We start from the raw sequence: 23,111 nt of genomic DNA on the forward strand, positions 1-23,111 counted from the left end.
AAATTTAAAAAGCTACCCTATAAGATGCCTAGCAGAGACTTGGCATCCGCTTAAGATACAAAAATGCCCATTCTTATTGATATCATCGATTAAAATTCATTAATGTACCCAGGGCCATCGCTCTACGTGTCGCGAACAAGTCGCGGCACGTAAGATGTGAGGCTAAATTGTAAACAACCCCTAGTATTTTATTTAATATTAAATACCCGCATATAATCTCTTGTTTTAATTTAAAAATATAAAGATGTGCTTGCTTGTTAAGTACGTAATTCGTACCATGCGTTTTTTAACTAGAGTACATTTCATATGAAGATTTATTTTCCAGAGATTAAATTCGAAGGTAACCCAATTGTTTGGGAATTGAATGAAAAAACCAACCAAGCCACATGCTTGCTTTATTGCATAAAAAAGGACAACCAAGCTCAATTAATGCCTAAAATGTCTTTTGATCTATTTAAAAAATTTCCTGGGATTACATATGACAAAGGCGAAATACTCATTAAAGATGTCAAAATTTTTGACAAGGCATACCTAAGCGTCGATCATCTTTGCGAAGTAAAGGAAACCATCACTGCCCCTAAAACCAATATTACACGACAAAAAAGTCTTTTTTTCCTGGAACAAAAAAATAAAATGTTGGATGGTGGAGCTTCCACTTCGAAACCCGTCAGACGCAGCTTAAGCTTAAGCAATACAACTCTCCCCGCTTATACACATATTACATTGGATGAATTGATAAAAAATGATCATTCTACGTGTGCTTTATGGGGTGATACAGTTGCCTACGAAAATTACTTCGAAGATAAAACCAACAGTGATGCAAAAGCACGAGGAGCGAAATTCTTAAGATCTGCAATGTCATTTAATGTTATGGTGCAGTATGAAAAAAATGGTTACCTTTATCCTTTGAAATCCAAAGTAATCAAAGAAATCCGCGCTTTATTGAAGATGCTTGATCCAATCTATACTGATTGGTATTCCGACGAAAATATTCAGGTGAACAGAGAGCTGGTTTTTCATTATCTTCAAAATGCAGTGCTTGAAGCAATGCTTAATGCTCCTCTCAATAATAAGCCTACAGAGTTTGAAACTAAAGAACCACCGAAGTTAGGTGCAGCATTACTCAATTATGCCATAGAGCAAGCCCGTACTTTGCGTGCTGAATTAATGCTGATAAAGTTCAATATATTAATTAAGCCAGAATTATCTCCTGCTCTTGCACTTCGTGATAAAGAAGTAAAAGTTTTGCCCGAAATAACTTCGTTCCGCGAGTTCGTACTCAAACAGCCTAAGGAAATCGTTGAAGCCATTAGTACACGATTAAATACGATTACTCTATTGATTATTGAGTCCGGGAAAGTAGAAGACTCAAATGCTGAATTAAGCACTCAATTAAATTCCTTATTAAGTGTTAATGCACCTGAGATCATGAATTTTCATTCCTTTAAAACATTAATACACACTCTATTAGACCAACAAATAACGAGCAGTCGTAAAAATGAACTAATACCTGAGATTGTTAACAAAGTTACCATCGAAACGATAAATCAAATCTATAAAGTATTTAATAAAACTCATAGCCAATATGTCGCTCAACTGTCAAAAGTGGATGATAACTTTTACATATGCAAAGACTGGGCTGATAAACTAGCGGTTGGCTTAGCAGAAGTTAAACTCAAGAATCCTAAAGAGGAGAAGAAAGTAACAGCTTATAGTCAAGCGATTGCTGATAAAGTTGTCAGCTTTATACAACATCAATTGAATGAACATCAACTACGTCAAGATGAAACGATAAGCACTAGCTCTCTGTCCATTAAGTTGTAAAGGGATAAACTTTATTGATTAAATTGAACCTGGGAGAAATTATTTCCCGGGTTTAGCTCACCCGGGTTATAAATAATTAATTATCCAAACCTAAATTATCTTGTTTAAATATTCTATCTGCTCGATAACTTGAGCGAACTAAAGGTCCTGAAGCAACTTCAAAAAAGCCTTTTTTTAATCCGATCTGTCTGAGTTCAGCAAAGGTTTCGGGAGTCACATAACGCGCGATGGGTAAATGGTTTCTTGTGGGTTGCAAATATTGTCCAAGGGTAAGAATATCCACATTATGGGCACGCAAGTCATCCATTGTTTGGATAATTTCCTCATCCGTTTCACCTAAACCCAACATCAAGCTAGTTTTAGTCAAAACGTCCGGTCTATAGCGTTTGGCAAATGCAAGAACGTTTAATGTTTGCGCATACCCGGCTCTATTGTCACGTACTGGATGCGTCAAACGTTCGACCGTTTCAACATTTTGTGCAAATACATCAACGCCACTATCCAATAATACGGCAATAACTTTTTCTACACCTTGAAAATCAGGGGTTAATGCTTCTACTTTAGTTTTTGGAGAGCGTTGTTTAATTGCACGAATAGTTTGTGCATAATGATTTGCGCCACCATCAGATAAATCATCTCTGTTTACTGAAGTTAAAACGACATAATCTAAATTCATTAAGGCTACTGTATTGGCTGTATTTTCTGGTTCTTGCAAATCCAACCAACCATGAGGATTACCAGTATCTACTGCGCAAAAACGACATGCACGAGTACATACAGCTCCCATTAACATAATCGTAGCAGTACCATGCGACCAACATTCAGAAATATTAGGACATTTTGCCTCCTCGCAAACTGTCGCCAAACGGTGTTTTTGTACCTGCTCTTTTACTTGATGGTATTCAGGGGTAGTATGATTCACTACACGCAGCCATTTAGGTTTAGGTAAACGCTCATAGGCTAGCCCTGTTGGTTTTACGCCATCTTTAATTGCTGTCACGCCATGAGATGTTTTATATTTTTTTCCGCTCTCTACAACAACGGGAATATTAATGGGCTTGCTCATGTTATCACCTGAAAAACAAGGGTAAGTGCTCGGCTTTTCCAGCGAACGGTCGTATTTCACGCATCTTGCGAGCAAATCCAACCATCCGAGTACACATTTAATGAACGCTGAGCAATTACAAACAAAGAGAGATGATGATCCCAAATCATCAAAGTAAGATCAAGTCAAATTTAAAAAGTTACCAACAATCATCAAGATAAATAAAAGCACAATTGAGACTCCCAAATTAGACAATACAAAGGGATACACCACTAAACTTACAGCAATAGCAAGTAAAAATAAAAGACCAATAGTAGCTAACTTTGTTCTTAATGCGGCAAAGCGATTGATCTTACACAAGAGAAAATAAATAAGTAGAATCAAGATTAGAGGGAGTATGTATACTCCTTGATACAGCAATTGATACAAACTAGCTTGCCAACTGGGTAAATGCTGATCATTCAGCCATTGTTCAAAAATTGTAGACCAATTCATCACACAGGTTTGCTGATAAATTGTAGTGATCAGCCCTAATAAAAAAGCCAATGAAAAATACAAAGTTTTAGAATACTGTTTTTTATAATATTGCCCAACAAAATAAATCGTCATTAAACCCAAGAATACCGCAGGAATATGCATCCAAGGCAACAATTCAAAAAAAGTACTGGGATAAACTTGTTGAAAATAATGGACTATTGCCACAGAAGAGGCATATAAAAGTGCTGCAATCAGTTGTTTTTTCCTCTGAGTCTCGATTAAAAGAAAAGCAAGAAATCCCGCAAAACAAAAAAATGCACATGGAGTAAAAGAATCCATAAACGCAATTGTGGTTGTAAATTGAAGTCTTGACGGTTTCTCTACCAATCCCGTAATAAATCGGTTTGCATTGGCCAAATGACGCAGAGTATTAACCGTTTCAAGAGTTAATTCACCTTTATGTTCAATTTGCTTCTTACAATAATTAATCGCTTGCAATAAATCTTTGCCAGTAGTTTCAGCTGAATCAAAACCAACCCAACGCGAATTACAAATAAAGATAGATGGAACAGCAAAATCATCCATCTGCTGTGCGCTTAATAATTGATAAAAACGACCTAATGAATCTTTATCCTGATCAATATAATATCGTTGAATATGCAGATCCGGATATTTTGTTTCCATTTCATGGAAAAATGCATCAGCCTTCTGACAATGGGGACAGGTGGTCGATAGAAACATTTCTACATTGATGATCACCTTATTATCTGTCTTGGAATACCATGTGGGCGATAATTCAGCAGCCCACACCGTCGCTTGAAAAATGAAGAACGTTAGCAGCAATTTGAAAGCAGTTTTCATAGGATTCATAAGTGCATTAAAAAGGATACTATATCATCCTAAAAAACTCTTTTAATAGGTATGAATATAATTTTCTAATTGCTCTATCACACGAGCCTTATCTTCCAATAGATGATAAAGCAAATCACCTATTGATAAAATAGCAACAAATTCACCATTCTCATCACGAATTAACACATGCCTTCTTTTAGTTGCAGTCATAGCTTGCATTGCTTTTTCTACAACATCATTAGGGCTAAGTATAGTAATATCTCTATGCACCACATCGGCAACTTTTCCTGTATCAAGATCAATGCATTTGTGCAAGCAAGAACGCACTATGTCGCGCTCGCTTACTATACCTATTAATTGATTGTCGTTATCTACTACAACCAATGCACCGATATCATATTCCGTCATCATATCAATACTTTTTCTTACAGAATCTTCTGGGTGGATAAAAATAATTTTTCGCTTTGGTACTGGCAAGGCATTATGGATTAGGTCAGCCATGTTATTCTCCATTTGAATATACTTAACCTATTTTATAAATATAGTACAAATGGAGCGCTTTAAGGGTCTATTGTCGGACAATTATATGATTTTCTACACCACGTACGCCTGGTACCTGACGCGCTATTTGTTCAGCGGTATCACTGAGCCTAATTTTTTTAACATATCCAGAAAGAATCACAACATCTTGCCTTGTTTGAACATGCACTTGGGACACAGCCAGATCATCATTTCGCATTAAAGCTTCCTGCACGCTTTGTGTTAAATCTGCTCCTGGAGTAGCCATCGGTGTAAACGACCTAAATATATTAGATGTTGCCTGGTTCGACTGACAACCAATCAATGAAAATAAAACAAAAACAACCAGGATATTTAGTACGTACTTTTGCATAAAGGTCTCCAAAATAAATTCAAACGGTACTGGGATACTTCATGTAGTTGTTAATATCTATCTACAGTTCTCAGCAATAAGAAACCGTAGCTCAAACTAAACTAAGTCAACCTAGAAAAGAGTCCTGAATTACAGGAATACAACTCATGACTTCATCCACAAGCATGTGGATAGTATGTACTTTAACTGATTAATATACAAATAAATATCCAAGAGACTATACTATTTCATAACAATAACGGTGATAAGAACTGAAACCATGAAAAAAATGGCAAAGGTTGTTTCGAAAAAAATGAAACCATCACAAAAAATAAAAGAAATAAAAGGACGAATTGCAGGCCCAGACTCCAAAGAGAAATCTTCCGATATTGCATATGACTTTTTTAATTTAATGGATAAGTATTATCAAGCCAATCTGGGAAAATTTACTGCAAGCATCAGTCCTGCTTCCATAGCAACCTCATATTTTTCATGGGGAGTCCAACTGTTACAAGCCCCTGGGACTTTCTTAAAATTAAACCTTTATCCTTTACTGAATTTCTCTGATTTTACTGAACGCCTCATAAATCACGATAAACCGGGCAAGGGTAATGATGTGCGATTTCATACAGACAACTGGAGTCTCTATCCATGGCGTTTATGGGCGGAACAATTTTTACAAATTGAAGAGTGGTCTTTAAAAGCTGCAAGTGAAATTCCAGGATTAAATGAACCCAATCGACGAATTATGTCATTCACAATAAAGCAACTCCTAGATGCACTATCCCCTTCCAATTTTGTTTGGACCAATCCTGATTTATTGCAAGAAACACTAAATTCCTATGGAGAAAATCTAATTCGTGGAACACAATTAGGCCTACAAGACCTGGTTGAGAAATTAACCGGCACTCCTCCAGCCGGAGTTGAACACTTTATTCCAGGGAAGCAAGTAGCGGTAACAAAGGGTAAGGTAGTATTTAAAAACCATTTGATTGAGCTCATTCAATATGAAGCGCAAACTCAAAAAGTCTATAAAGAACCTTTATTAATCCTTCCTGCCTGGATTATGAAATATTATATTCTTGATCTTCTTCCGGAAAACTCATTAGTGAATTGGCTGGTTCAACAAGGTCACACGGTATTCATTGTTTCCTGGCTCAATCCTTCTTCTGAAGACAGAAATTTAGCTCTTGATGATTATTATCGCCAAGGAGCTATGGCTGCAATTGATAAGATATCAACCATCATACCTGACACAAAAATTCATTTAATGGGGTATTGCATTGGCGGCACTTTAGCTATGATTACCGCTGCAACTATGGCTAAAGACCGTGACGATCGCCTGAAAAGTCTTTCGCTCCTTGCGGCTCAGGGAGATTTTACTGAGGCAGGTGAGTTATTACTGTTCATTAATAACAGTCAGGTTTCTTTTTTGGAAAATATTATGTGGGAGCAAGGTTATTTAGATACCAAACTCATGGCCGGAAGTTTTCAAATGCTGCGCTCCTATGACCTTATTTGGTCTAAAATGGTACAAGACTACATGCATGGAACACAGAGAGGAATGATCGCCTTACTTGCTTGGAACGCAGATACAACCCGTATGCCTTATAAAATGCACAGCGAATATCTTGAAAAATTATTTCTCAAGAATGAGTTCTCTGAAGGCCAATATACGATTGAAGGCAAGCATATAGCCCCAGAAAATATCAGACTGCCTGCATTCGTAGTCAGTACTGAGAAAGACCATGTGAGTCCTTGGAAATCTGTTTATAAAACTCATTCGCTGATTAAACGAGAAGATATTACTTTTGTTCTTACGAATGGAGGTCATAATGCAGGTATAGTTAGTGAACCAGGGCATTCGGGACGGAGTTATCTAATTCGTGAGCAAAAAAAAGAAGAAACATATATTTCTCCTGAACATTGGCTCGAAATTGCCCAATCGCGAAAAGGTTCATGGTGGATTGCCTGGCATGACTGGCTAGTGAGACAATCGAGTAGTGGTATGAGCTTACCACCTAAAATAGATAAAACATTACCTGACGCTCCGGGAAGATATGTGTTACAAAAATAAATGATTTTTAAATTGAGTATAAAAACATGGATAAAGACTATTACAAAATAATGGGAGTAAGTGAGGATGCCTCTGAGAAAGACATTAAGATGGCATATCGAAAATTGGCTCGGAAATACCATCCTGATATAAGTAAAGAGCCAAATGCAGAAGAGCACTTTAAAGAAATGGGGGAAGCATACGAGGTTTTAAGAGACCCAGTAAAAAAAGCTGAATATGATAATTATCGAAAAAACAAAGCGTATCACCAGCAAGAAGGATCGACACATTGGCGTCCTGAAGAAGCCCAACATTATTACAGTGGCCAATTTAATGAGGACTTATTCGAAAATCTTTTCGGTCATTCTCGCTATCGCCAACAACCGATGGCTGGACAAGATTATCATGGAAAAATAAATATCAGCCTGGAAGATGCATTTAAAGGAACTGTCACAAACATTCAGATTCCTACCCACGAATCAAAAGCCTCCATGCAAACCTTAAAAGTGAAAATACCTCCAGGAGTAAAATCAGGTCAACAAATTCGCCTTGCAGGACAAGGAGCTCCAGGAATTCATGGCGGGCCTCGCGGTGATATTTATTTAACCATTCAAATTGAGAAACACCCTCTTTTTGATTTAATGGATGGTGACATCTACCTCACACTTCCTATTACTCCTTGGGAGGCCGCGTTAGGTGCAACAGTGGTCGTTCCTACCTTAGGAGGAAAAATCGATTTAAAAATTCCACCTGCCTCTCAAGGAGGGCAAAAATTAAGACTTAAAAATCGTGGGTTACCAGGAACAACACCTGGACACCAATACGTCCTTTTAAAGATTATTACCCCGCCAGCAACTACTGAAGCCGCTACAGAGCTCTATAAAAAAATGGAGCAAGTAATGCCTTTTAATCCACGTGACAAAATGGGAGTATAAGCATGAAACAAGACAATACAATAATTGGCGTGCTTATTGAAGAAACAATGACCATATCATTTAATGAAGTATGTCAAAGATATCACATACCTGAAGAATTATTACATGAAATGGTAGAGTACGGTTTATTTTCTACAAAAACCACAAAAAAAGAGCATCTGAAATTAAATCCAAACGATCTTCGCAAAATTGAGTCGGCTTTTCGCCTCCATCAAGACTTGGGAATTAATCTGCCAGGAGTAGCACTTGCTTTAGAACTATTAGAAAAAATAGATCAATTAAATGAAGAGCTTAACATTTTACGTAAACATTTTTGATTGATTAAATTACCCTGTAGCCTGGGTTCAATGCAATGGAACCCGGGTTAGTGAATCTGAATCTATTGCCCCAAATTTGACTATTTTCTCTGATTTTAAGTTTTTGAATATCCAATGTGAAAAAATCCTCAAGCACATATTGCTACACATTGGGATATGGTAATACAATGGTTAAAGGATACCTTTTAATTAAGCAAACCCTATGCGCTCTTTGTTTATAATTTTGATTGTTTCCCTAGTTGTTTTACAACATAAGCTGTGGCTGGGCGATGGAAATTTGATTCAATGGCAAGATCTTGAAAAAAAACTGACCGTTCACGAACAAGAAAACAATAAACTGGCAACACGTAATCGAGCACTTGAAGCAGATATTAGAGAATTGAAAGGTGGCGAGCAAGCTCTGGAAGAACAAGCACGCTACGAACTTGGAATGGTTAAAGGGACCGAAGTCTATTATCAATTTGTAGACTGATAGCCGCACATACTGATTTATGCTACGTTTCCCCAGCATTATTTTCCGGCAACCTGAACTCAAATCCAACTCCCCAAGATTCAAGCATAACCCGAACGGTTAAGATAATTTTCTATTAAGCAATCAGCAATTCAAGAGACGCAGGTGGCTGTTTGTCCCAAAGGCTTAGCACAAATCCCCCTCCCCCAGAACCTGTAGGTTTTACAGCCAGAGCACCTTCTGCAGTTAATCGATTCATATGTTGCTGCAAACTCTCACTAACCAAATTCCATTGATAAAAACAATCCGCTGCTTTATTAATTGCTTGGGCTAAAGAGGAGATTGCATCTGATCCCCCCAGTTCTAAAGCTTTTTTAGCTTCCTCAACTGCGGCAACCATTTGTGTATCAATTTGCTCGGATAATGTAGGATTATTAGTCCATAAATTCTGGACCTGATGTATACAATGGGATGTAATTCCGATTTGCTTACATGAAGATAAAAAAAACTGAGGACGAATTTTTTGCGTAAGTGGGGTAATTTTTCCCGATTTAAAATAAACCCCGCTCTCTGCAGCAACTCCTGCCACATCAAGTCCACTACTTTTTCCATGGAACAAGTGCTCTAGTTCTTTCGCAAAATCATTACATTGATTTTGTTCAATCATTTTTTGCGCACAAAACCAACGACTCATTGCCACACAAAGCGCTGCTGAAGCCCCCATCCCTGCTCCCACAGGGATTGTGCTATCTAAATGAAAATAACCACCTAATTGATTTAAAGAGCGTCCCAATAATTGCATGCCATGTTCTAACACACTCCAAAATAAAAGCTGCATATCTGCACCACTACTTCCCGTATAATCAGCCCCTAAAGAAGTTGCAGCAGCAGAATAAGTTAACGTTAATTTTTTTTCCTTGATCGGAAATACAAGAGCTGGATGCCCCCGTACTACAGCATGTTCACCTGCTAAAATCCATTTGCCAAAAGTTGTGGTTTCAAAATCAAAGAACATCGTAATTGCCTATTAAATAATCACGTTTAAATTCACGTGCCAATTCTGCTTGGTCAGAACGATACAACAAATGAATATTCGGTCCTGCATCCATAGTCACGATAGGACCATCGCCTTTTTTATGCCAAAAATTCTCTAAGTGATGCAATAAATCAATACAATTTTCCGTCATGTATGAAAAAGGTTGCTCGCATGTATTAAACAAACGATGCATATCTTGAAATTCACGCCAGCAGATCTGATAGGCCGAAGTCCAATTTTGACTCACTAATGCCTCTAATAAAAGCTTTAAGTTCTCCCTTGCCCTTTGACTGCGTGTTTCATAAAAAGGACTGCTCTTTACTCGCTGATGTGCTTCACTGGAGGGAACTTCCTTCTTCTTATTGCTAATAATTACACCTTGATAGATTAACTCCGGATAAGGTAAATCTACTGCTTTAACTTCATGATCATCCCATAAAGCCCAGGGAGAATAAAAAGATCGACAAGATGAGCCTGAGCCTAATCGGCTTAACTGTGCCTGCTCATTAATAGAAGGTGTGGGTTTAGTAGTTAATTCACTCAAAGCAATCACAGCACAACGAGTTAAGGCGGCGAAGCTTGAAGCAGAACTGGCCATTCCACTACTGTGAGGAAAATTATTACAAGACTGTACTAAAAAACCACCATCATAATTAAAATATGCTTTTATGCGAGCGAGATGGTCAAGAAACCTTTTTTGTCCTTCTGCTGAAAGAACAAAATGGTCAATTCCTCCGGGTATAATCAATGGTTCCCAAATATCTTTTTTCGAACTTGCTTTTTCAAGTCGAACTGTGCTTTTAAGTTCATTTAACGTGTAGGACAATGAAGGATTATCAGGACTATTCGAGCTATCATCCTTTTTTCCCATATATTTGATCAAAGCAATATTAGCTGGGGCATGAGCTAGCCAATACATAATTTCTCCTTGGGATCCGTAAACTATTTCAATATAGCCTGGTGAAGGCATAAGCGGTAACTCGAGAAATTTTTGATAGAAAAAACCCGGGTTACGATGTGCATTACCCAGGCTACAAATTTACAAATTTCTAAGTCACATATAAAAAAATTCATTAATTATATTGTACGTAATTTTGAATTAGCCAATTGTGCTGTAGGAGTACCAGGATAAGCTCTTACAACTTGTTGCAGGAACTTCTTGGCCTCTTGCTTATCACCTTGTTCAGCGTAGGCATAGCCAACCTTTAACATACTTGCAGCCGATTTACTTGAAGTGGGAAATTGCTGTAACACAACGTTAAAATGCCCTATGGCTTGAGAATACTCTTTTTTAACTAAATAAAGCTCGCCTAGCCAATATTGTGCATTAGCAGTATAACCACCCCTTGGATATTTTTGAACGAATACATTCATAGCACTTATAGCATCATCATATCGTTTATTTTTCACTAATTCATATGCAGCTAAATAGCTGATTTGTTCATCCGCAGGGTTTACTCTGGATGCAGTAGAAACAGGTACTGTAACTGGCGTAGTAACTGATTTGTTTGCTTGGACATCAGGTGCCGGTACAATTTTCTTAGGTGTAGCGGGTTCCTTTGAACCTACTGAAAGATCCAATGAAGGTTTATTTGGCGATGCTTTCGCAGAAGTAGTCCCACTTAAGCGTGAATCTAAATCTTTGTAAAAAGCAACTTGCTGTTGCTGTAACAATTTTAAATCATGAGCTTGTACTTCTAATTGTCCACGTAGCTCTTGGATTTCTTGCTGCAAACTTTGGATTTTGTCAATTAGCTTAGCGCTGTCTGTAACATTATTATTTGAATCATTTGCTTGGTCATCTTTAGCAAGCGCAGGTTCATCATCAGTTTGGGAATTATCTATTGTATAATTTTCATTACGAGCAACTTCAAACTGACCATTGTCAATTTGTGGTTGATCGTACTTAGGGCCAACAGGCGTTTCATACGCCTGCTGGTCAATCATTGCAAAATTTTCACTCTCATCAACAACAGGCGCCACGGACCAACTGGTCAAAGGTAGCAGGAACATAAAACCTGTAGCGATAATGTGTTTTTTGCAATTTATCATCTTGTTGCCTCATAAGTAAATTCTACGCGTCGATTTTGTGCATGTGACGCATCATCATGTCCTAAATTAATTGGACGCTCTTTACCGTAGCTCACAACACGCATTTGTTGTCTGTTAACACCAGCCATACGTAAAATGTCGGCTACAGTATTTGCACGACGCTCACCAAGAGCTACGTTATATTCACGACTACCACGCTCGTCAGTATGTCCAGCAATTAATACACGAGCACCCGGATGAGTTTTCAAGTATTCTGCCTGAGCATTAACAGATGGTAAATATTTGGGAGCTAAGTTACTGTCATCATATGAGAACAAATACAATTGATTATGAGGTGCCTTAGTTGTATAAGATTCACCTGGTTCTTGACCAGCAAAATGAGTAAATTGTCCTAAACCTTGGGCAGATGCTTCGGCATCAGTCACCCCTACCCCATCCGCACTACCTGGTGCTTTGGAGCACGCAGCAACTAAAACGGCACTCGCTACAAGCAGACCTAATTTACATAGTGATCCGGCTTTCATCCTCAATCTCCTTCGTTCTTTTTATTATTGACAAATTTCAAAGTTCCCATACAGGGCTCATGGGGGCACATTGTACAATTCTTTTTATTTTTTGGCTACAATAACTAATTAAACCAATTCAATCCCAAGTCCTAGATACTCCCTTTAAAAACAAGATAAGTTTTCACTAAAAGGTTGCTTGCAGTAACTACGGGGCATTAACGACCACCTCATCCTGAGGTATTTGCGACAAAAGAATCTCCTGATTTTATTCATACCCAGTCTTCTGGAGATCCCTCACTACACTGTGACGCTTTTATAGATACAATCTACTCGAAGCAAATCCGTTAATGTTCGATATGAGATACAACAAAATGGGCTAAGATCGCAGTAAATTGTCGCGTTGCTTTATTCGCTGCGATTACACCACCGTAAGGCGTATCACTTGGGCATGGAATTTGTAAATTGACAATTTTTGAAGCCAATACTTTGTTATCACTTACATGGGTTAAAACCATTTTTCCTGAAAACTCAAGTACACTTGGTTTTTTAAGAAAGTTCTGCTCAAGAGCAAGCAATTGGGTATCTAATCGATAATTTACACCTAAAGTATACGCATTAGATGTAACCGCTTTAAACAGATTTGTTCGTTGCAAGCTTTGTAGGATTAGGGGATAAAGCATATCTGCTGGTGGATTTACCCAGGCATTTTTTGCAAAAGGTTCAAGTTCATAAGGCTTTTTGCTATAGAGCATTTGCTCTGTTTGATATCCTGCAGCGGCATCAGGTGGCGTAACCAATAAAGTAATAGGCATCGGTTCTTTAACCAACTGCTTTGTGCTATATGCACTCAATTGATACTGGTTTTTTACAGAGACTTTAACTGCTGAGCAACCACTCAGTACCGCTGTACTTAAACCCACGAGAAACACAGTCCACTTATTCATTTATTATTCTCCAGGCCCAGGTTTTGGCGGTTTACTTCCACGAATAACCACAGCAGGGTTTTGTCGCAGTTCACTGCTCACCTTTTCCAAATTTGCAGAAATTGCATTCAATCTTCGTAATAAGATTACAGCAGGTGGGAGTGCTTCTTCAGAAATTTTATCGATAGCATTTTTTCCTGTACCCATAGTTTTTGATACACTGTTCCCAGCTTTACTTAAACTTTCTGCCATTGTATTAAATTTAGATATTCCCACTCTGAGTTCTTCCAGCATATGCGGGAAATCTCGGCTTGTTTTGGCAAGATTATCCATTAAAACATTAACATTCTTACCATTGCGCGCAAGGTCTTTAGAAAAATGATCAATATTAGTTAAGATATGGCTTACATGTTTTGCATTTTCTTCATTAAAAATACGCTTTGCTTCGGTACTTACAGAGTCTACATCCTCAGATACTCTCTTTAAAATGCCATCTAATTGAGTAAAAACAGAAGGTTTTGAAGGAATAACTGGATAGGGCTCACCTGGCATTTTTTGGATTGGCGTCAGATCTGAAGTGCTTGCACTCAAACCAATATAAGTAACGCCAGTGATCCCTTGGGAATTTAACGTGGCATATGTACTTGTCGTAATCGGTGTTCCTTCTTCAATATCTAACAAGATTTCAACTTGTCTTGGGTCGCTTTGATTTAATTTTATTTCCTTTACATGCCCCACTTGTACTCCATTGTATTTCACGGGAGCATCCTGAGTCAGACCAGATGCCGCCTCATGCATAAAAACGGTATAAGTAATATATTTTTTTTGACTAAAACCAACTGACAACCACAGCATTGTAGCCACTAAACCTACCAGCAATATAAGTACGACTACACCTACAATGGTGTAATTGGTTTTCGCTTCCAAGTATTCTGTCTCCAGTTATGCTTAGTGCCTATTATACAATGAATGTTGGGAGGCTCTAGATTACATTTTACTAAAATAACCAGCAATTATTTTATTCTTATTTTTCATTAAATCATTAATCGGCTCAACACTTAAAATTTTTCCATCACCAATAAAAGCCACGCGATCTGTCGTCCGTTTTAAAGATTCTATATCATGACTCACCATGACTATAGTGAGTTTTAAAGAATCTCTTAAAAACACAATCAACTCATCGAAAAGTCGTGCACTCAGTGGGTCCAAGCCTGTAGTGGGCTCATCCAAAAACAACAATTCCGGATCCATTGCAATGGCACGCGCTGCAGCTGCTCTTCTTTGCATTCCTCCACTCAATTCTGAAGGTAACTTACCTGCTGCTTCTTTAGGTAACCCCACTAAAGCGATTTTTAACAAAGCCAATTCATACATAAATTTAGGATCGAGGCTAGTGAATTCTCTCATAGGAAACATAACATTTTCCACTACATTCATGGATGAAAATAACGCACTGTGCTGAAAAAGCATCCCCCATCGACGACGGAGCAAAAAAGATTGTTCCATATCGAGATGACTAATGTCTTGGCCAAAAATTTTAATGGTACCTGCTGTAGGCTTCAGTAACATCAGTAAACTACGTAATATCGTTGTTTTTCCGCTTCCCGAACCACCAATAATGGCTAAAATTTCGCCTTTTTCCACGGTCAAATTCACATCAGAGTGTACCCATTGACCACCAAGAGAATTTTTTAGCCCTTTAATTTCGATAATGGGTTCACTCATCTATAAATGCATCCGACTGTAAATGACTGAATAAATTGCGTCAGCAATGATAATTAAAAATAATGCTTGCACCACACTTTTAGTAGTTTGGCTTCCAATATTTTTTTCCGTGCCGGCCTCAACTCTAAATCCCTGAAAGCAACCAACCAGGGCAATTAACATTGCAAATGCGGGTGCTTTATATAAGCCCAAATTCAATTGTGAAATTCCCACAGAATCTTTCAATCGTTGCAAGAAATCGATGAAGGTAATGCCCAGCATATTATTAGCCATAATCATCGCCCCTAAAATACTAAAAACATCAGACCAAAAAATCAATAAAGGAAATGCGATCAATAATCCAAGCACTTTAGGAAGTACTAATAATTCCGTAGGAGACAGCCCCATAGTTAAAAGTGCATCCACTTCTTCATTCAGTTTCATACTGCCAATTTGTGCAGTAAATGCTGAACTGGTACGCCCAGCAACAATAATGGCTGTAATCAAGGGTGCAAATTCACGAAAAATAGCCATACCTGATAAATAGGCAATGAAACTGTTAGCCCCATATGTTTGTAATTGCAATCCCATCTGATAGGCCAAAACGACACCAATTAAAAAAGAAAGCAAAGCAAGGATGGGTAAAGCAGTTACACCTGTAGTATGTACATTTGCGATAATGCTAGGTAATTGAAATCGGCGCCAATTACTAAATGCTTCGAATAATTTAGTAGCTAAATCACCAATTATAGCAACAAGACCCTCTGCTTGTCGGAATTTATTCTCCGATTCTTTACCTAATTGATAAAATATATTTTTTTTATCTGGAGAAGGAATACGATAATCTAAAACATCTTTTTTTGATTTAATTAAATCGATGAGTTGCTGTTGGGTTTCTGTAAAGTCAGCCAGTTCAACTTGGTTTTCTTGCTGTTCGAGCAGATCAATACATTTAATTAAAGTTAAAGCTCCTGCACTATCAAAATAACTGATGTTTTCGCCGCTAATAATTACTTTTTGTTTTTTTGGTAATTCACTTTCATTGAATTTTTCTAATAAATTCCCAATTTTTAGAACAGACCAGTGACCTGTACAGTGGACTGTGGCAAGTTTCTTATCGAAAGTGATTTGCGCGCTGTTTTGTACCATAGTCATATTTATTGAACAATATCCTCAAGAATAATAGGAATATTCTGGAAGAGCAAAAACAATAAAGCATGGTAACACAATATCATATTATTCGGGTAGGTAAAAAATGAAGCCTGGGTGGAGGGAATTAAACCCAGACTCCCTGTTTATTAGGAAAATAAAACTATATATTTAACGCATTAATTGCATTATTTAGTTCGGTAACTTTCTTGCCTCCATCAGCTAGAGGTTTAAAGAGTGATAACTTAGGCATGTGTATTGAAGAACCAACACGATCCAATCCTGTATTGATGAGACTCACAAAATCATCTAAGAATTTTTCCCACCATCCACGATGTGTCCGTAATGTTTTTACATTGACTTTATCGTCACCGAGAACATCTTGACTGTTCGATTTAAAAGAAACTACATCGCCATCACGAACATATTGCTCTTTTAATTGATGTATTTGGACATAAATACTTTTTGCGGCAATTGCAGCTCTGTGATATTTTTCTTCTTCATTTAGGTTTTTTTCTTTCCGATATTTTCTAACTTTTTCTTCATATATTCTCTGCTTTGTCTGAATAGCTCTTAATTTTACATTGACATCAAAAATATGAATAAGTCGTTGTCTTCTAATTCTGTGATCTACATCAGTTCCTTGAGGCAACTTATCATCACCTAAAACCTTTTTAGGTTCTAAAGGTGCAAATGTTACGGTATGTTTTGTTTTAAGTTGCTTTAGTTTTTCAGACTCGTCTCTTACCAACTCGTCACTTTTTATAATTGATTTAACAGGCGTTTTAATCACAGTTGAAGCAAGAGCCCTTCCTTTCCCTTCCTCGTCAGGCACTTCAAGTTTCTGGTGCTCATCCACTTGGCGGAAAGGGTGATTTCCTTTCGTAAGCTCTAATGGAAATACAGGAATCGTGGCGAACATTGCATCTTCTTCTACTATAGCAGGTCCCACTATATGTTGTTCAACGCTTGGACTTATTTCAATAGAAACTTCGGGTGCGAAGCGTTTTCTTAAATTGCTGATCCGTTCTTCGATTTCCCCATCCATCACACTAATCTGCGATTGATGATGAGACGTTAAACTTATAGAAGGCTCTCTATTTTGCTTGTTTTTGTTATATTTGCTTAAAAACTTTTCTAAGTCGTCTTCAGAGTTACATTTTTTCAATTGTTCGATGAATGTCTCTCTTAGTTTTTTAGCCGTGTTAAATGCATTCATTTCTTTACTTTGTTTTCCCATAACATCTCCAGCAGTTACATCCAATTAAGTGCACTTAATTTACTCTTCATGCTAAAAAAACACCAGGGGGGATTAAATTAAAAAAATGAACAATAAAAAAAACATCCAACCTCTTTATTGAAGCTAGTTATCTCTCTCTGCGCATTAAATCACGACAAGTAAGATGATGCCTCGGAAGATAAATTTACTTTTGTTTCATGAATTAAATAACTCATTCAGAAAGAGTCCAGCTCTATGATGGATGACAAACTAAGAAATAAAACAAAATCATATATAACCTACGATTTTCGGGTAGTTTGCGCTCCTATTTTATGATAAAATTGCTTTTATTTTTTTCAAGACACTAAATTCAGGTATGCAAGAAAATTACAGCCAATTTGAACAACGCAAACATGGCATTACAAAACTTGCGTTAATGCCGGCTACTCAAAGGAGAAAGCATGCCTTTAACTTCTAACACTGATGAGCTATTCCGTGGATTTTCTAAACTCTCTCGAGAAGAACGTTTTAAACGCTTGTTAGCCTTAGGGGCAGTAACACCCGAAGACATTGCATTTCTTAAAAATGGTGGCATAAAAGATTTAAATTTAGCAGATAAACTGATTGAAAATGTCATTGGTTATTTTCAACTTCCTTTAGGTGTTGCAACTAATTTCAACATTAACGGACAAGACTATGTTATTCCGATGGCTGTTGAAGAAACATCAATTATCGCCGCTTTATCGAAATCCGCTAAATGGATTAGACAATGTGGTGAAATAAAGACCTGGGTTCAAGGCGAATGCATTTTAGGCCAAATTCAATTAGCGAACGTTAAAGATTTCTCTAAATTTTCTCAAATTTTCCATGAAAATCGTACTTATCTGATTAACAAAGCCAATAAAGATGTTGCTGAAAACATGGTAAAACGTGGCGGCGGGGTCATGGATTTGCAATTACGCCAGCTCAAAAGAGAAGATAATCAAGACATGGCCGTCATTCATTTGACTATGAATAGCTGTGATGCCATGGGGGCCAATATCATTAATCAAGTTCTCGAATACTTGAAAACACCTATAGAGCAGTTAACTGGTGAAGAAGTCACCATGTGTATTTTGTCCAATTTGAATGATCAAAAGTTAACAACAGCTCAAGTCACGATAAACTCTATCGATCCGGTGCTTGGCCAAAAACTGCAAGAAGCATCGCTCTTTGCAGAAATGGATCCTTATCGAGCCGCTACCCATAATAAAGGAGTAATGAACGGCATCGATCCCGTTTTAATTGCTACAGGAAACGACTGGCGTGCCGTTGAGGCTGGAGTACATGCTTATGCTGCTCGTGATGGGCAATATCGAGCAATTACCCGTTGGCGTTATCATGATGGAGTGCTTACAGGACAACTCACAGCCCCAATTATTGTAGGAACTATAGGTGGCGTTACTTCATTGCACCCTACTGCAAAAATGTGTTTACGGATGATGAATATTTCTTCAGCAAATGAATTGGCTCAAGTCATTGCGGCTGTAGGCCTAGTCCAGAACCTAGGTGCGATCAAAGCCTTATGTACTGAAGGTATTATTCAGGGCCATATGAAATTACATATTGATAATCTGCTCTTGGCTGCCGGAGCCAATGAAAACGAAATGCCTGTACTCAAAGAACATTTACAAAAATGGTTGGATTTGCATAAAAGAATTAGCCTTAATAATGCTCATGATTTACTCGCTAAGATCAGACAAACACCGATTGCAGTATGAAATGGTTAATCCCTGCAAAAACATTTCTATTAGGTGAATATGCTGCTGTAGCTCAAGCTTCAGCACTTCTCCTCACAACTGCGCCCTGTTTTGAGCTCACACTTACAACACAAGAAAAAACATCTGGGATTCATCCAGAATCCCCAGCTGGGATTTGGTGGCACCAACAAAACTTAGGACAAAGTCTTTTATGGAATGATCCCTATGCAGGTCGAGGAGGCTTAGGTGCCTCCAGCGCACAATTCTTAGCAAGTTACTTAGCGAGTTGTTTCGTAAATAACACAACTCCTGATTTAAAACAGATGCTTAATGCTTACTATGAATCATCCTGGACTGGAAAAGGCTTAAGACCAAGTGGGTATGATGTGATCGCTCAATCTCAACAAGGATGCGTTTACATTAATAAGCAACACAATGTAATGAAGTCCTACGACTGGCCCTTTCATGATCTGTCTTTCTTTCTCATCCATACCGGCGTAAAACTTGCTACTCATCATCATTTACAAGACACAGCCCTACCCGATCAGATTAATTATTTATCACTGTTGGTGGATGAAGCAAAACAAGCATTTGAACAAGTTGATTCCCAAAAGTTAATTAGGACTATTAATAACTATCATCAAAAACTAGCAGAGTTAAATTTAGTTGCCGAACACAGCTTAAAACATATCAATGAATTTAAAAAAGATCCGGAGATACTCGCAATCAAAGGCTGTGGCGCTTTAGGAGCGGATGTTCTACTACTCATTACTTCGTCAAGTACAGCTCAAACTCTTGCTGATAAATTAAAAATACAGGATTGGACTGTATTAGCTACAGAAAAAGATATTTATGCTCAAGCCCCATTAATGAAGCAATCCTATTTCGTATAGCGCCAATTTTTGTCCAAAAAAAACATTTGTGCCCTTTAAAATAACAAAAATAGAAGAAACATTATAAAAAGACTTGAAATTCTGCGCTAATACGGTATTATTCCAGCCTCTTTAGGGCCGTTAGCTCAGGTGGTAGAGCAGGAGGCTTTTAACCTCTGTGTCATAGGTTCGAATCCTATACGGCCCACCAGTTTTAGAGTACAGTTTAAAAATATTTTGCCTTAAGTAAGGGCCGTTAGCTCAGGTGGTAGAGCAGGAGGCTTTTAACCTCTGTGTCATAGGTTCGAATCCTATACGGCCCACCATTTTGGTAGAGCATCCATTCAACCAGAATGTAAATGGCAAAATATTAAATCCCATACCTTATTGCGCTCGTAGCTCAGCTGGATAGAGTACTTGGCTTCGAACCAAGGTGTCGGGGGTTCGAGTCCCTCCGAGCGCACCATTTAAACCCTTTAAAATCAGGTAGTTAACGGTTACCTGGATCGAAACGTGCCGTAAAAACCAAGTTACAGTGACGAAAACGTGCCAGAATTTTTTGTAATTCTTTCCGCTGCCACCTTTAAATGGTCACTTGAAAGATGCGCGTAACGTAACACCATTTCATATTCTGACCATCCACCTAATTGCTGTAATTCTTGCAATGAGGTACCATTTTGCACATGCCAACTTGCCCAAGTGTGACGCAAGTCATGCCAACGAAAATCTTTGATTCCTGCCCGAACCAACGCTTTTTGCCAAGCATGATTATTACATCGCGTAACAGGCTTACCAAAATAAGTAAATACAAATGAGGGGTGTAGGCCCTTTTGTTTTTCTATAATTGCAATTGCCTCAGAGTTTAAAGGAACAGGGATCGCCTTCTTTGTTTTAGATTGATCAGGGTGAATGAGTGCATGTTTTCTAATTAAATCGACTTCACTCCACTGCAACTTAGTAACATTAGATTGGCGTAAACCAGTTGCTAAAGTAAAAGCGGCCATATCTTTCAAATGATTTGGTAGCTCCTGAAGCAATTTACCAGCCTGTCCGCTGCTCAACCAACGTATACGCTTATTTTCAACTTTTCTCATTCTGAATAATGGCATGGTGTTTATCCACTGCCATTCCTTATGAGCTTTGTTTAAAATAGCACGTATAATTTCCAACATTCGGTTGACCGTCGTTGGAGTAACATTAGTCCGCTCTTTTTCTTGCGCAATAAATTCAATTAATTCGGCGTTAATTTCATCTAACGTTTTCTGGCCAAGATAAGGGTCCAGAAAGGCCAAATGAAATTTATCTGTAACTAAACTTCGTTTATGCGCTGATTCCTCTAACCATCGCACAACAGCATCTACCCACGATTTCTGTTGGGGTAATTTGGTATGCTTGTTACTCCATAGATCTTGTAGAAAATTATCATGGAATTGTTGCGCTTGTTGTTTTACTTTAGTCCTAGTGCTTCTGCGTATACGCTTGTCACCGAAGGTGATGTCGATCCACCAGAACCCATTTTTTTTCGTGAGTGCCATTTATTATCTCCTATATCGACACCCCACGATGCATCGCAAGTAGAGTACTTGTTTCGCATATACATCGCAAGATCTTGTTCTATAAAACGCCAACCTCGCCCTATCTTTACTCCAGGTAGTTCACCTGATGCAGCCATTCGTCGGATAGTTTCCCTGTGGGCGCCTAGAAACTTTGAAGCCTCTTCAATATTAAAAGTATTCATAAGCAACCCCATTTATAACCCTGGTGCACATATTGTTTATTAGTATTGAGTTCAAGAATTAAATGATAAAGCCTCACAAGATCCCGTTCGCAATATAGATTAGTTGGCATTAACTCATCGAAATAAATAGAACGTAATTGTCTTATTGAGCAATTTAGTAAAGCAGCAATGTCTTTTAGAGTATAGTTAGTTGACTCTAATAGATAATTAATGATGTTCTTACAGATTTGTAGCCTAAAGTTATTTTCCACAACGAATACTCCTTTTCAATTTATTCTGTATATAGCTACAGAAAACGCCAAAAAATATTTTTTTATCTAAATCGGTTTGTTTATTTGTTACTGTTCATTCAACTTATGTGTATAATAAACGCTAGGTAAACAATACACACAAATATAAACGATAACGTTTATAATAAACAATTATGTTTATTTTGCAAGGTATTTATATGGATATAAAATTAAAAATAGGGTTAAGAATTAAAGAGTCGCGAAAAAACAAAAAATTCACTGCAGTGCAGTTGGCTGAAGTCACTGGTTTTTCAGCGCAACGAATTAGTAATTGGGAACGAGGAACAAGAACGCCCAGGTTTAAAGATGCAGAAATACTCGGTAGTGCATTGGGTGTTTCTCCAACATGGTTATTATTTTTAGATATTGACCACAAACCTATGAAGGATCATCCCTTCCAAACGATCCCTATAATCAATACCTCATCTAAAATTGAAGGTTATCTCCCAATACCTTCATCAATTCAAGACAACATAACGCATGATGATTTTGCTTTTATTGTGCACGATAAAAGTATGTCTCCTATTTATAATGCAGGTGACCTAGTTACTTTCTGTAAAGAAAAACAAAACCACTGCGATTTAGTACTGATTCATATTAACGCTACTGAAGAGAACTTATTTAGAAAAATAAGCTCAGAAGACAATACGTTTATATGCTCACCTATCAATCCGGACTGGCCACAAATTCGATTTGAATCAGCATCAATGTTTCAAATAATAGGTTGGGTAAAGAATGGGGCTAAAGTATTTTATTAATTAATGAATAAAGAATTTCCTATCTTTACAATCATTAAGATCTCATCATTTGAAAACCCCTTTTTCAGAACAAGCTTATTTAAAGATATCCCAAATATATCGGATAATGTAACAAGATTGTGTTCTGTACTGCTTAAGATTGTATCAATAACCTGAGTCACAATACGCTCTCCATTAATAACCTGTTCACTTAAAATCTTCATGATTAAAATCCTTATTACGACAACAACAACGTACTTTACTTATTTGACAAGCTTGATTTGATTAGAGCATAATATGTTTGTCATTTATATCACT

Annotated in this window: 24 protein-coding genes and 3 tRNA genes; 11 read left to right on the plus strand and 16 right to left on the minus strand. The window is 37.6% G+C overall.

Annotation, left to right across the window (positions count from 1 at the left end):
* Positions 1 to 306: 306 nt before the first annotated feature.
* Positions 307 to 1,824, plus strand: coding sequence for a hypothetical protein (locus tag ACWTEW_RS27375; RefSeq protein WP_454781242.1), 1,518 nt, complete (start codon positions 307 to 309; stop codon positions 1,822 to 1,824).
* A 76-nt stretch (positions 1,825 to 1,900) separates the two neighbouring features.
* On the opposite strand, the gene lipA is transcribed toward ACWTEW_RS27375, so the two are convergent.
* The 4 genes from lipA to ACWTEW_RS27395 form a co-directional block, all read right to left on the minus strand.
* Positions 1,901 to 2,890, minus strand: a complete 990-nt coding sequence (gene lipA, locus ACWTEW_RS27380) for a lipoyl synthase (RefSeq protein ID WP_454781243.1) — start codon at positions 2,888 to 2,890, stop codon at positions 1,901 to 1,903.
* Between the two features lie 159 nt (positions 2,891 to 3,049).
* Positions 3,050 to 4,207 (minus strand): glutaredoxin family protein, encoded by a 1,158-nt coding sequence (locus ACWTEW_RS27385; protein WP_454781244.1) that lies wholly within the window; start codon positions 4,205 to 4,207, stop codon positions 3,050 to 3,052.
* Positions 4,208 to 4,258: 51 nt separating this feature from the next.
* Positions 4,259 to 4,699 carry a CBS domain-containing protein gene (locus ACWTEW_RS27390; protein WP_454781245.1) on the minus strand — a complete coding sequence of 147 codons (441 nt, stop codon included), beginning with the start codon at positions 4,697 to 4,699 and terminating at the stop codon, positions 4,259 to 4,261.
* Between the two features lie 67 nt (positions 4,700 to 4,766).
* On the minus strand, positions 4,767 to 5,090 hold the full coding sequence (locus ACWTEW_RS27395; RefSeq protein WP_454781246.1) for a BON domain-containing protein: 324 nt from the start codon (positions 5,088 to 5,090) through the stop codon (positions 4,767 to 4,769).
* 259 nt (positions 5,091 to 5,349) lie between these two features.
* Between ACWTEW_RS27395 and ACWTEW_RS27400 the strand changes: the two genes are divergently transcribed.
* The 4 genes from ACWTEW_RS27400 to ftsB all read left to right on the plus strand — a co-directional run bounded on the left by ACWTEW_RS27400 (position 5,350) and on the right by ftsB (position 8,849).
* A complete protein-coding gene (locus tag ACWTEW_RS27400; protein ID WP_454781247.1) occupies positions 5,350 to 7,146 on the plus strand; it encodes a PHA/PHB synthase family protein in 1,797 nt (598 codons plus the stop codon).
* A 26-nt stretch (positions 7,147 to 7,172) separates the two neighbouring features.
* A complete protein-coding gene (locus tag ACWTEW_RS27405; RefSeq protein ID WP_454781248.1) occupies positions 7,173 to 8,060 on the plus strand; it encodes a DnaJ C-terminal domain-containing protein in 888 nt (295 codons plus the stop codon).
* A 2-nt stretch (positions 8,061 to 8,062) separates the two neighbouring features.
* Positions 8,063 to 8,377 (plus strand): chaperone modulator CbpM, encoded by a 315-nt coding sequence (locus tag ACWTEW_RS27410; RefSeq protein ID WP_454781249.1) that lies wholly within the window; start codon positions 8,063 to 8,065, stop codon positions 8,375 to 8,377.
* A gap of 202 nt (positions 8,378 to 8,579) precedes the next feature.
* A complete protein-coding gene (ftsB, locus tag ACWTEW_RS27415; RefSeq protein ID WP_454781250.1) occupies positions 8,580 to 8,849 on the plus strand; it encodes a cell division protein FtsB in 270 nt (89 codons plus the stop codon).
* 115 nt (positions 8,850 to 8,964) lie between these two features.
* Here the strand turns inward: ftsB and ACWTEW_RS27420 are convergent, their stop codons facing one another.
* The 9 genes from ACWTEW_RS27420 to ACWTEW_RS27460 all read right to left on the minus strand — a co-directional run bounded on the left by ACWTEW_RS27420 (position 8,965) and on the right by ACWTEW_RS27460 (position 17,438).
* On the minus strand, positions 8,965 to 9,843 hold the full coding sequence (locus ACWTEW_RS27420; RefSeq protein ID WP_454781251.1) for a mevalonate kinase family protein: 879 nt from the start codon (positions 9,841 to 9,843) through the stop codon (positions 8,965 to 8,967).
* Positions 9,833 to 10,783, minus strand: coding sequence for a diphosphomevalonate decarboxylase (locus ACWTEW_RS27425; RefSeq protein WP_454781252.1), 951 nt, complete (start codon positions 10,781 to 10,783; stop codon positions 9,833 to 9,835). Before ACWTEW_RS27425 ends, ACWTEW_RS27420 begins: the two co-directional genes overlap by 11 nt.
* A 158-nt stretch (positions 10,784 to 10,941) precedes the next feature.
* Positions 10,942 to 11,916, minus strand: coding sequence for a tol-pal system protein YbgF (gene ybgF / locus ACWTEW_RS27430; protein WP_454781253.1), 975 nt, complete (start codon positions 11,914 to 11,916; stop codon positions 10,942 to 10,944).
* A complete protein-coding gene (gene pal / locus ACWTEW_RS27435) occupies positions 11,913 to 12,440 on the minus strand; it encodes a peptidoglycan-associated lipoprotein Pal (protein ID WP_454781254.1) in 528 nt (175 codons plus the stop codon). The genes ybgF and pal overlap by 4 nt, the downstream gene beginning before the upstream one ends.
* Before the next feature lie 326 nt (positions 12,441 to 12,766).
* Positions 12,767 to 13,366 (minus strand): ABC-type transport auxiliary lipoprotein family protein, encoded by a 600-nt coding sequence (locus tag ACWTEW_RS27440; protein ID WP_454781255.1) that lies wholly within the window; start codon positions 13,364 to 13,366, stop codon positions 12,767 to 12,769.
* 3 nt (positions 13,367 to 13,369) lie between these two features.
* Positions 13,370 to 14,272 carry an MlaD family protein gene (locus ACWTEW_RS27445; RefSeq protein ID WP_454781256.1) on the minus strand — a complete coding sequence of 301 codons (903 nt, stop codon included), beginning with the start codon at positions 14,270 to 14,272 and terminating at the stop codon, positions 13,370 to 13,372.
* A gap of 60 nt (positions 14,273 to 14,332) precedes the next feature.
* Positions 14,333 to 15,070, minus strand: a complete 738-nt coding sequence (locus ACWTEW_RS27450) for an ABC transporter ATP-binding protein (protein WP_454781257.1) — start codon at positions 15,068 to 15,070, stop codon at positions 14,333 to 14,335.
* Complete coding sequence (locus tag ACWTEW_RS27455) at positions 15,071 to 16,198, minus strand: MlaE family ABC transporter permease (protein ID WP_454781284.1); 1,128 nt, start codon at positions 16,196 to 16,198, stop codon at positions 15,071 to 15,073. It lies immediately after the preceding gene.
* A 163-nt stretch (positions 16,199 to 16,361) separates the two neighbouring features.
* Positions 16,362 to 17,438: a hypothetical protein gene (locus ACWTEW_RS27460; protein WP_454781258.1), complete on the minus strand. Its 1,077-nt coding sequence runs from the start codon at positions 17,436 to 17,438 to the stop codon at positions 16,362 to 16,364.
* A gap of 440 nt (positions 17,439 to 17,878) precedes the next feature.
* On the opposite strand from ACWTEW_RS27460, the gene ACWTEW_RS27465 reads away from it, so the two are divergent.
* The 5 genes from ACWTEW_RS27465 (at position 17,879) to ACWTEW_RS27485 (ending at position 20,494) form a co-directional block, all read left to right on the plus strand.
* Positions 17,879 to 19,177, plus strand: coding sequence for a hydroxymethylglutaryl-CoA reductase, degradative (locus ACWTEW_RS27465; RefSeq protein ID WP_454781259.1), 1,299 nt, complete (start codon positions 17,879 to 17,881; stop codon positions 19,175 to 19,177).
* Positions 19,174 to 20,049 carry a mevalonate kinase family protein gene (locus ACWTEW_RS27470; protein WP_454781260.1) on the plus strand — a complete coding sequence of 292 codons (876 nt, stop codon included), beginning with the start codon at positions 19,174 to 19,176 and terminating at the stop codon, positions 20,047 to 20,049. Before ACWTEW_RS27465 ends, ACWTEW_RS27470 begins: the two co-directional genes overlap by 4 nt.
* Positions 20,050 to 20,163: 114 nt before the next feature.
* Positions 20,164 to 20,239, plus strand: a tRNA-Lys gene (locus ACWTEW_RS27475).
* A gap of 39 nt (positions 20,240 to 20,278) precedes the next feature.
* Positions 20,279 to 20,354, plus strand: a tRNA-Lys gene (locus ACWTEW_RS27480).
* 63 nt (positions 20,355 to 20,417) lie between these two features.
* A tRNA-Arg gene (locus ACWTEW_RS27485) sits at positions 20,418 to 20,494 on the plus strand.
* 64 nt (positions 20,495 to 20,558) lie between these two features.
* Here the strand turns inward: ACWTEW_RS27485 and ACWTEW_RS27490 are convergent.
* Together ACWTEW_RS27490 and ACWTEW_RS27495 are read right to left on the minus strand one after the other, a co-directional pair.
* Positions 20,559 to 21,563 carry a tyrosine-type recombinase/integrase gene (locus tag ACWTEW_RS27490; protein WP_454781261.1) on the minus strand — a complete coding sequence of 335 codons (1,005 nt, stop codon included), beginning with the start codon at positions 21,561 to 21,563 and terminating at the stop codon, positions 20,559 to 20,561.
* Positions 21,476 to 21,766, minus strand: a complete 291-nt coding sequence (locus tag ACWTEW_RS27495) for a helix-turn-helix domain-containing protein (protein ID WP_231865834.1) — start codon at positions 21,764 to 21,766, stop codon at positions 21,476 to 21,478. The genes ACWTEW_RS27490 and ACWTEW_RS27495 overlap by 88 nt, the downstream gene beginning before the upstream one ends.
* 448 nt (positions 21,767 to 22,214) lie before the next feature.
* On the opposite strand from ACWTEW_RS27495, the gene ACWTEW_RS27500 reads away from it, so the two are divergent.
* Positions 22,215 to 22,814, plus strand: a complete 600-nt coding sequence (locus ACWTEW_RS27500; protein WP_454781262.1) for a helix-turn-helix domain-containing protein — start codon at positions 22,215 to 22,217, stop codon at positions 22,812 to 22,814.
* On the opposite strand, the gene ACWTEW_RS27505 is transcribed toward ACWTEW_RS27500, so the two are convergent.
* Positions 22,811 to 23,017: a hypothetical protein gene (locus tag ACWTEW_RS27505; RefSeq protein ID WP_454781263.1), complete on the minus strand. Its 207-nt coding sequence runs from the start codon at positions 23,015 to 23,017 to the stop codon at positions 22,811 to 22,813. The genes ACWTEW_RS27500 and ACWTEW_RS27505 overlap by 4 nt on opposite strands.
* Positions 23,018 to 23,111 lie beyond the last annotated feature (94 nt).

The organism is Legionella stuttgartensis (assembly GCF_977063405.2).

Excerpts from the sequence above, each read along its gene's own strand:
- ACWTEW_RS27465 (WP_454781259.1), top strand. The coding sequence starts at position 17,879 with ATGCCTTTAACTTCTAACACTGATGAGCTATTCCGTGGATTTTCTAAA.
- ACWTEW_RS27440 (WP_454781255.1), bottom strand. The coding sequence starts at position 13,366 with ATGAATAAGTGGACTGTGTTTCTCGTGGGTTTAAGTACAGCGGTACTG.
- ACWTEW_RS27490 (WP_454781261.1), bottom strand. The coding sequence starts at position 21,563 with ATGGCACTCACGAAAAAAAATGGGTTCTGGTGGATCGACATCACCTTC.
- ACWTEW_RS27425 (WP_454781252.1), bottom strand. The coding sequence starts at position 10,783 with ATGTATTGGCTAGCTCATGCCCCAGCTAATATTGCTTTGATCAAATAT.
- ACWTEW_RS27390 (WP_454781245.1), bottom strand. The coding sequence starts at position 4,699 with ATGGCTGACCTAATCCATAATGCCTTGCCAGTACCAAAGCGAAAAATT.
- ACWTEW_RS27460 (WP_454781258.1), bottom strand. The coding sequence starts at position 17,438 with ATGGGAAAACAAAGTAAAGAAATGAATGCATTTAACACGGCTAAAAAA.
- ACWTEW_RS27375 (WP_454781242.1), top strand. The coding sequence starts at position 307 with ATGAAGATTTATTTTCCAGAGATTAAATTCGAAGGTAACCCAATTGTT.
- ybgF (WP_454781253.1), bottom strand. The coding sequence starts at position 11,916 with ATGATAAATTGCAAAAAACACATTATCGCTACAGGTTTTATGTTCCTG.
- ACWTEW_RS27455 (WP_454781284.1), bottom strand. The coding sequence starts at position 16,198 with ATGGTACAAAACAGCGCGCAAATCACTTTCGATAAGAAACTTGCCACA.
- ACWTEW_RS27400 (WP_454781247.1), top strand. The coding sequence starts at position 5,350 with ATGAAAAAAATGGCAAAGGTTGTTTCGAAAAAAATGAAACCATCACAA.
- pal (WP_454781254.1), bottom strand. The coding sequence starts at position 12,440 with ATGAAAGCCGGATCACTATGTAAATTAGGTCTGCTTGTAGCGAGTGCC.
- ACWTEW_RS27410 (WP_454781249.1), top strand. The coding sequence starts at position 8,063 with ATGAAACAAGACAATACAATAATTGGCGTGCTTATTGAAGAAACAATG.
- ACWTEW_RS27500 (WP_454781262.1), top strand. The coding sequence starts at position 22,215 with ATGGATATAAAATTAAAAATAGGGTTAAGAATTAAAGAGTCGCGAAAA.
- ACWTEW_RS27450 (WP_454781257.1), bottom strand. The coding sequence starts at position 15,070 with ATGAGTGAACCCATTATCGAAATTAAAGGGCTAAAAAATTCTCTTGGT.
- ACWTEW_RS27470 (WP_454781260.1), top strand. The coding sequence starts at position 19,174 with ATGAAATGGTTAATCCCTGCAAAAACATTTCTATTAGGTGAATATGCT.
- ACWTEW_RS27385 (WP_454781244.1), bottom strand. The coding sequence starts at position 4,207 with ATGAAAACTGCTTTCAAATTGCTGCTAACGTTCTTCATTTTTCAAGCG.
- ACWTEW_RS27395 (WP_454781246.1), bottom strand. The coding sequence starts at position 5,090 with ATGCAAAAGTACGTACTAAATATCCTGGTTGTTTTTGTTTTATTTTCA.
- ACWTEW_RS27420 (WP_454781251.1), bottom strand. The coding sequence starts at position 9,843 with ATGTTCTTTGATTTTGAAACCACAACTTTTGGCAAATGGATTTTAGCA.
- ACWTEW_RS27405 (WP_454781248.1), top strand. The coding sequence starts at position 7,173 with ATGGATAAAGACTATTACAAAATAATGGGAGTAAGTGAGGATGCCTCT.
- ACWTEW_RS27495 (WP_231865834.1), bottom strand. The coding sequence starts at position 21,766 with ATGAATACTTTTAATATTGAAGAGGCTTCAAAGTTTCTAGGCGCCCAC.
- ftsB (WP_454781250.1), top strand. The coding sequence starts at position 8,580 with ATGCGCTCTTTGTTTATAATTTTGATTGTTTCCCTAGTTGTTTTACAA.
- lipA (WP_454781243.1), bottom strand. The coding sequence starts at position 2,890 with ATGAGCAAGCCCATTAATATTCCCGTTGTTGTAGAGAGCGGAAAAAAA.
- ACWTEW_RS27505 (WP_454781263.1), bottom strand. The coding sequence starts at position 23,017 with ATGAAGATTTTAAGTGAACAGGTTATTAATGGAGAGCGTATTGTGACT.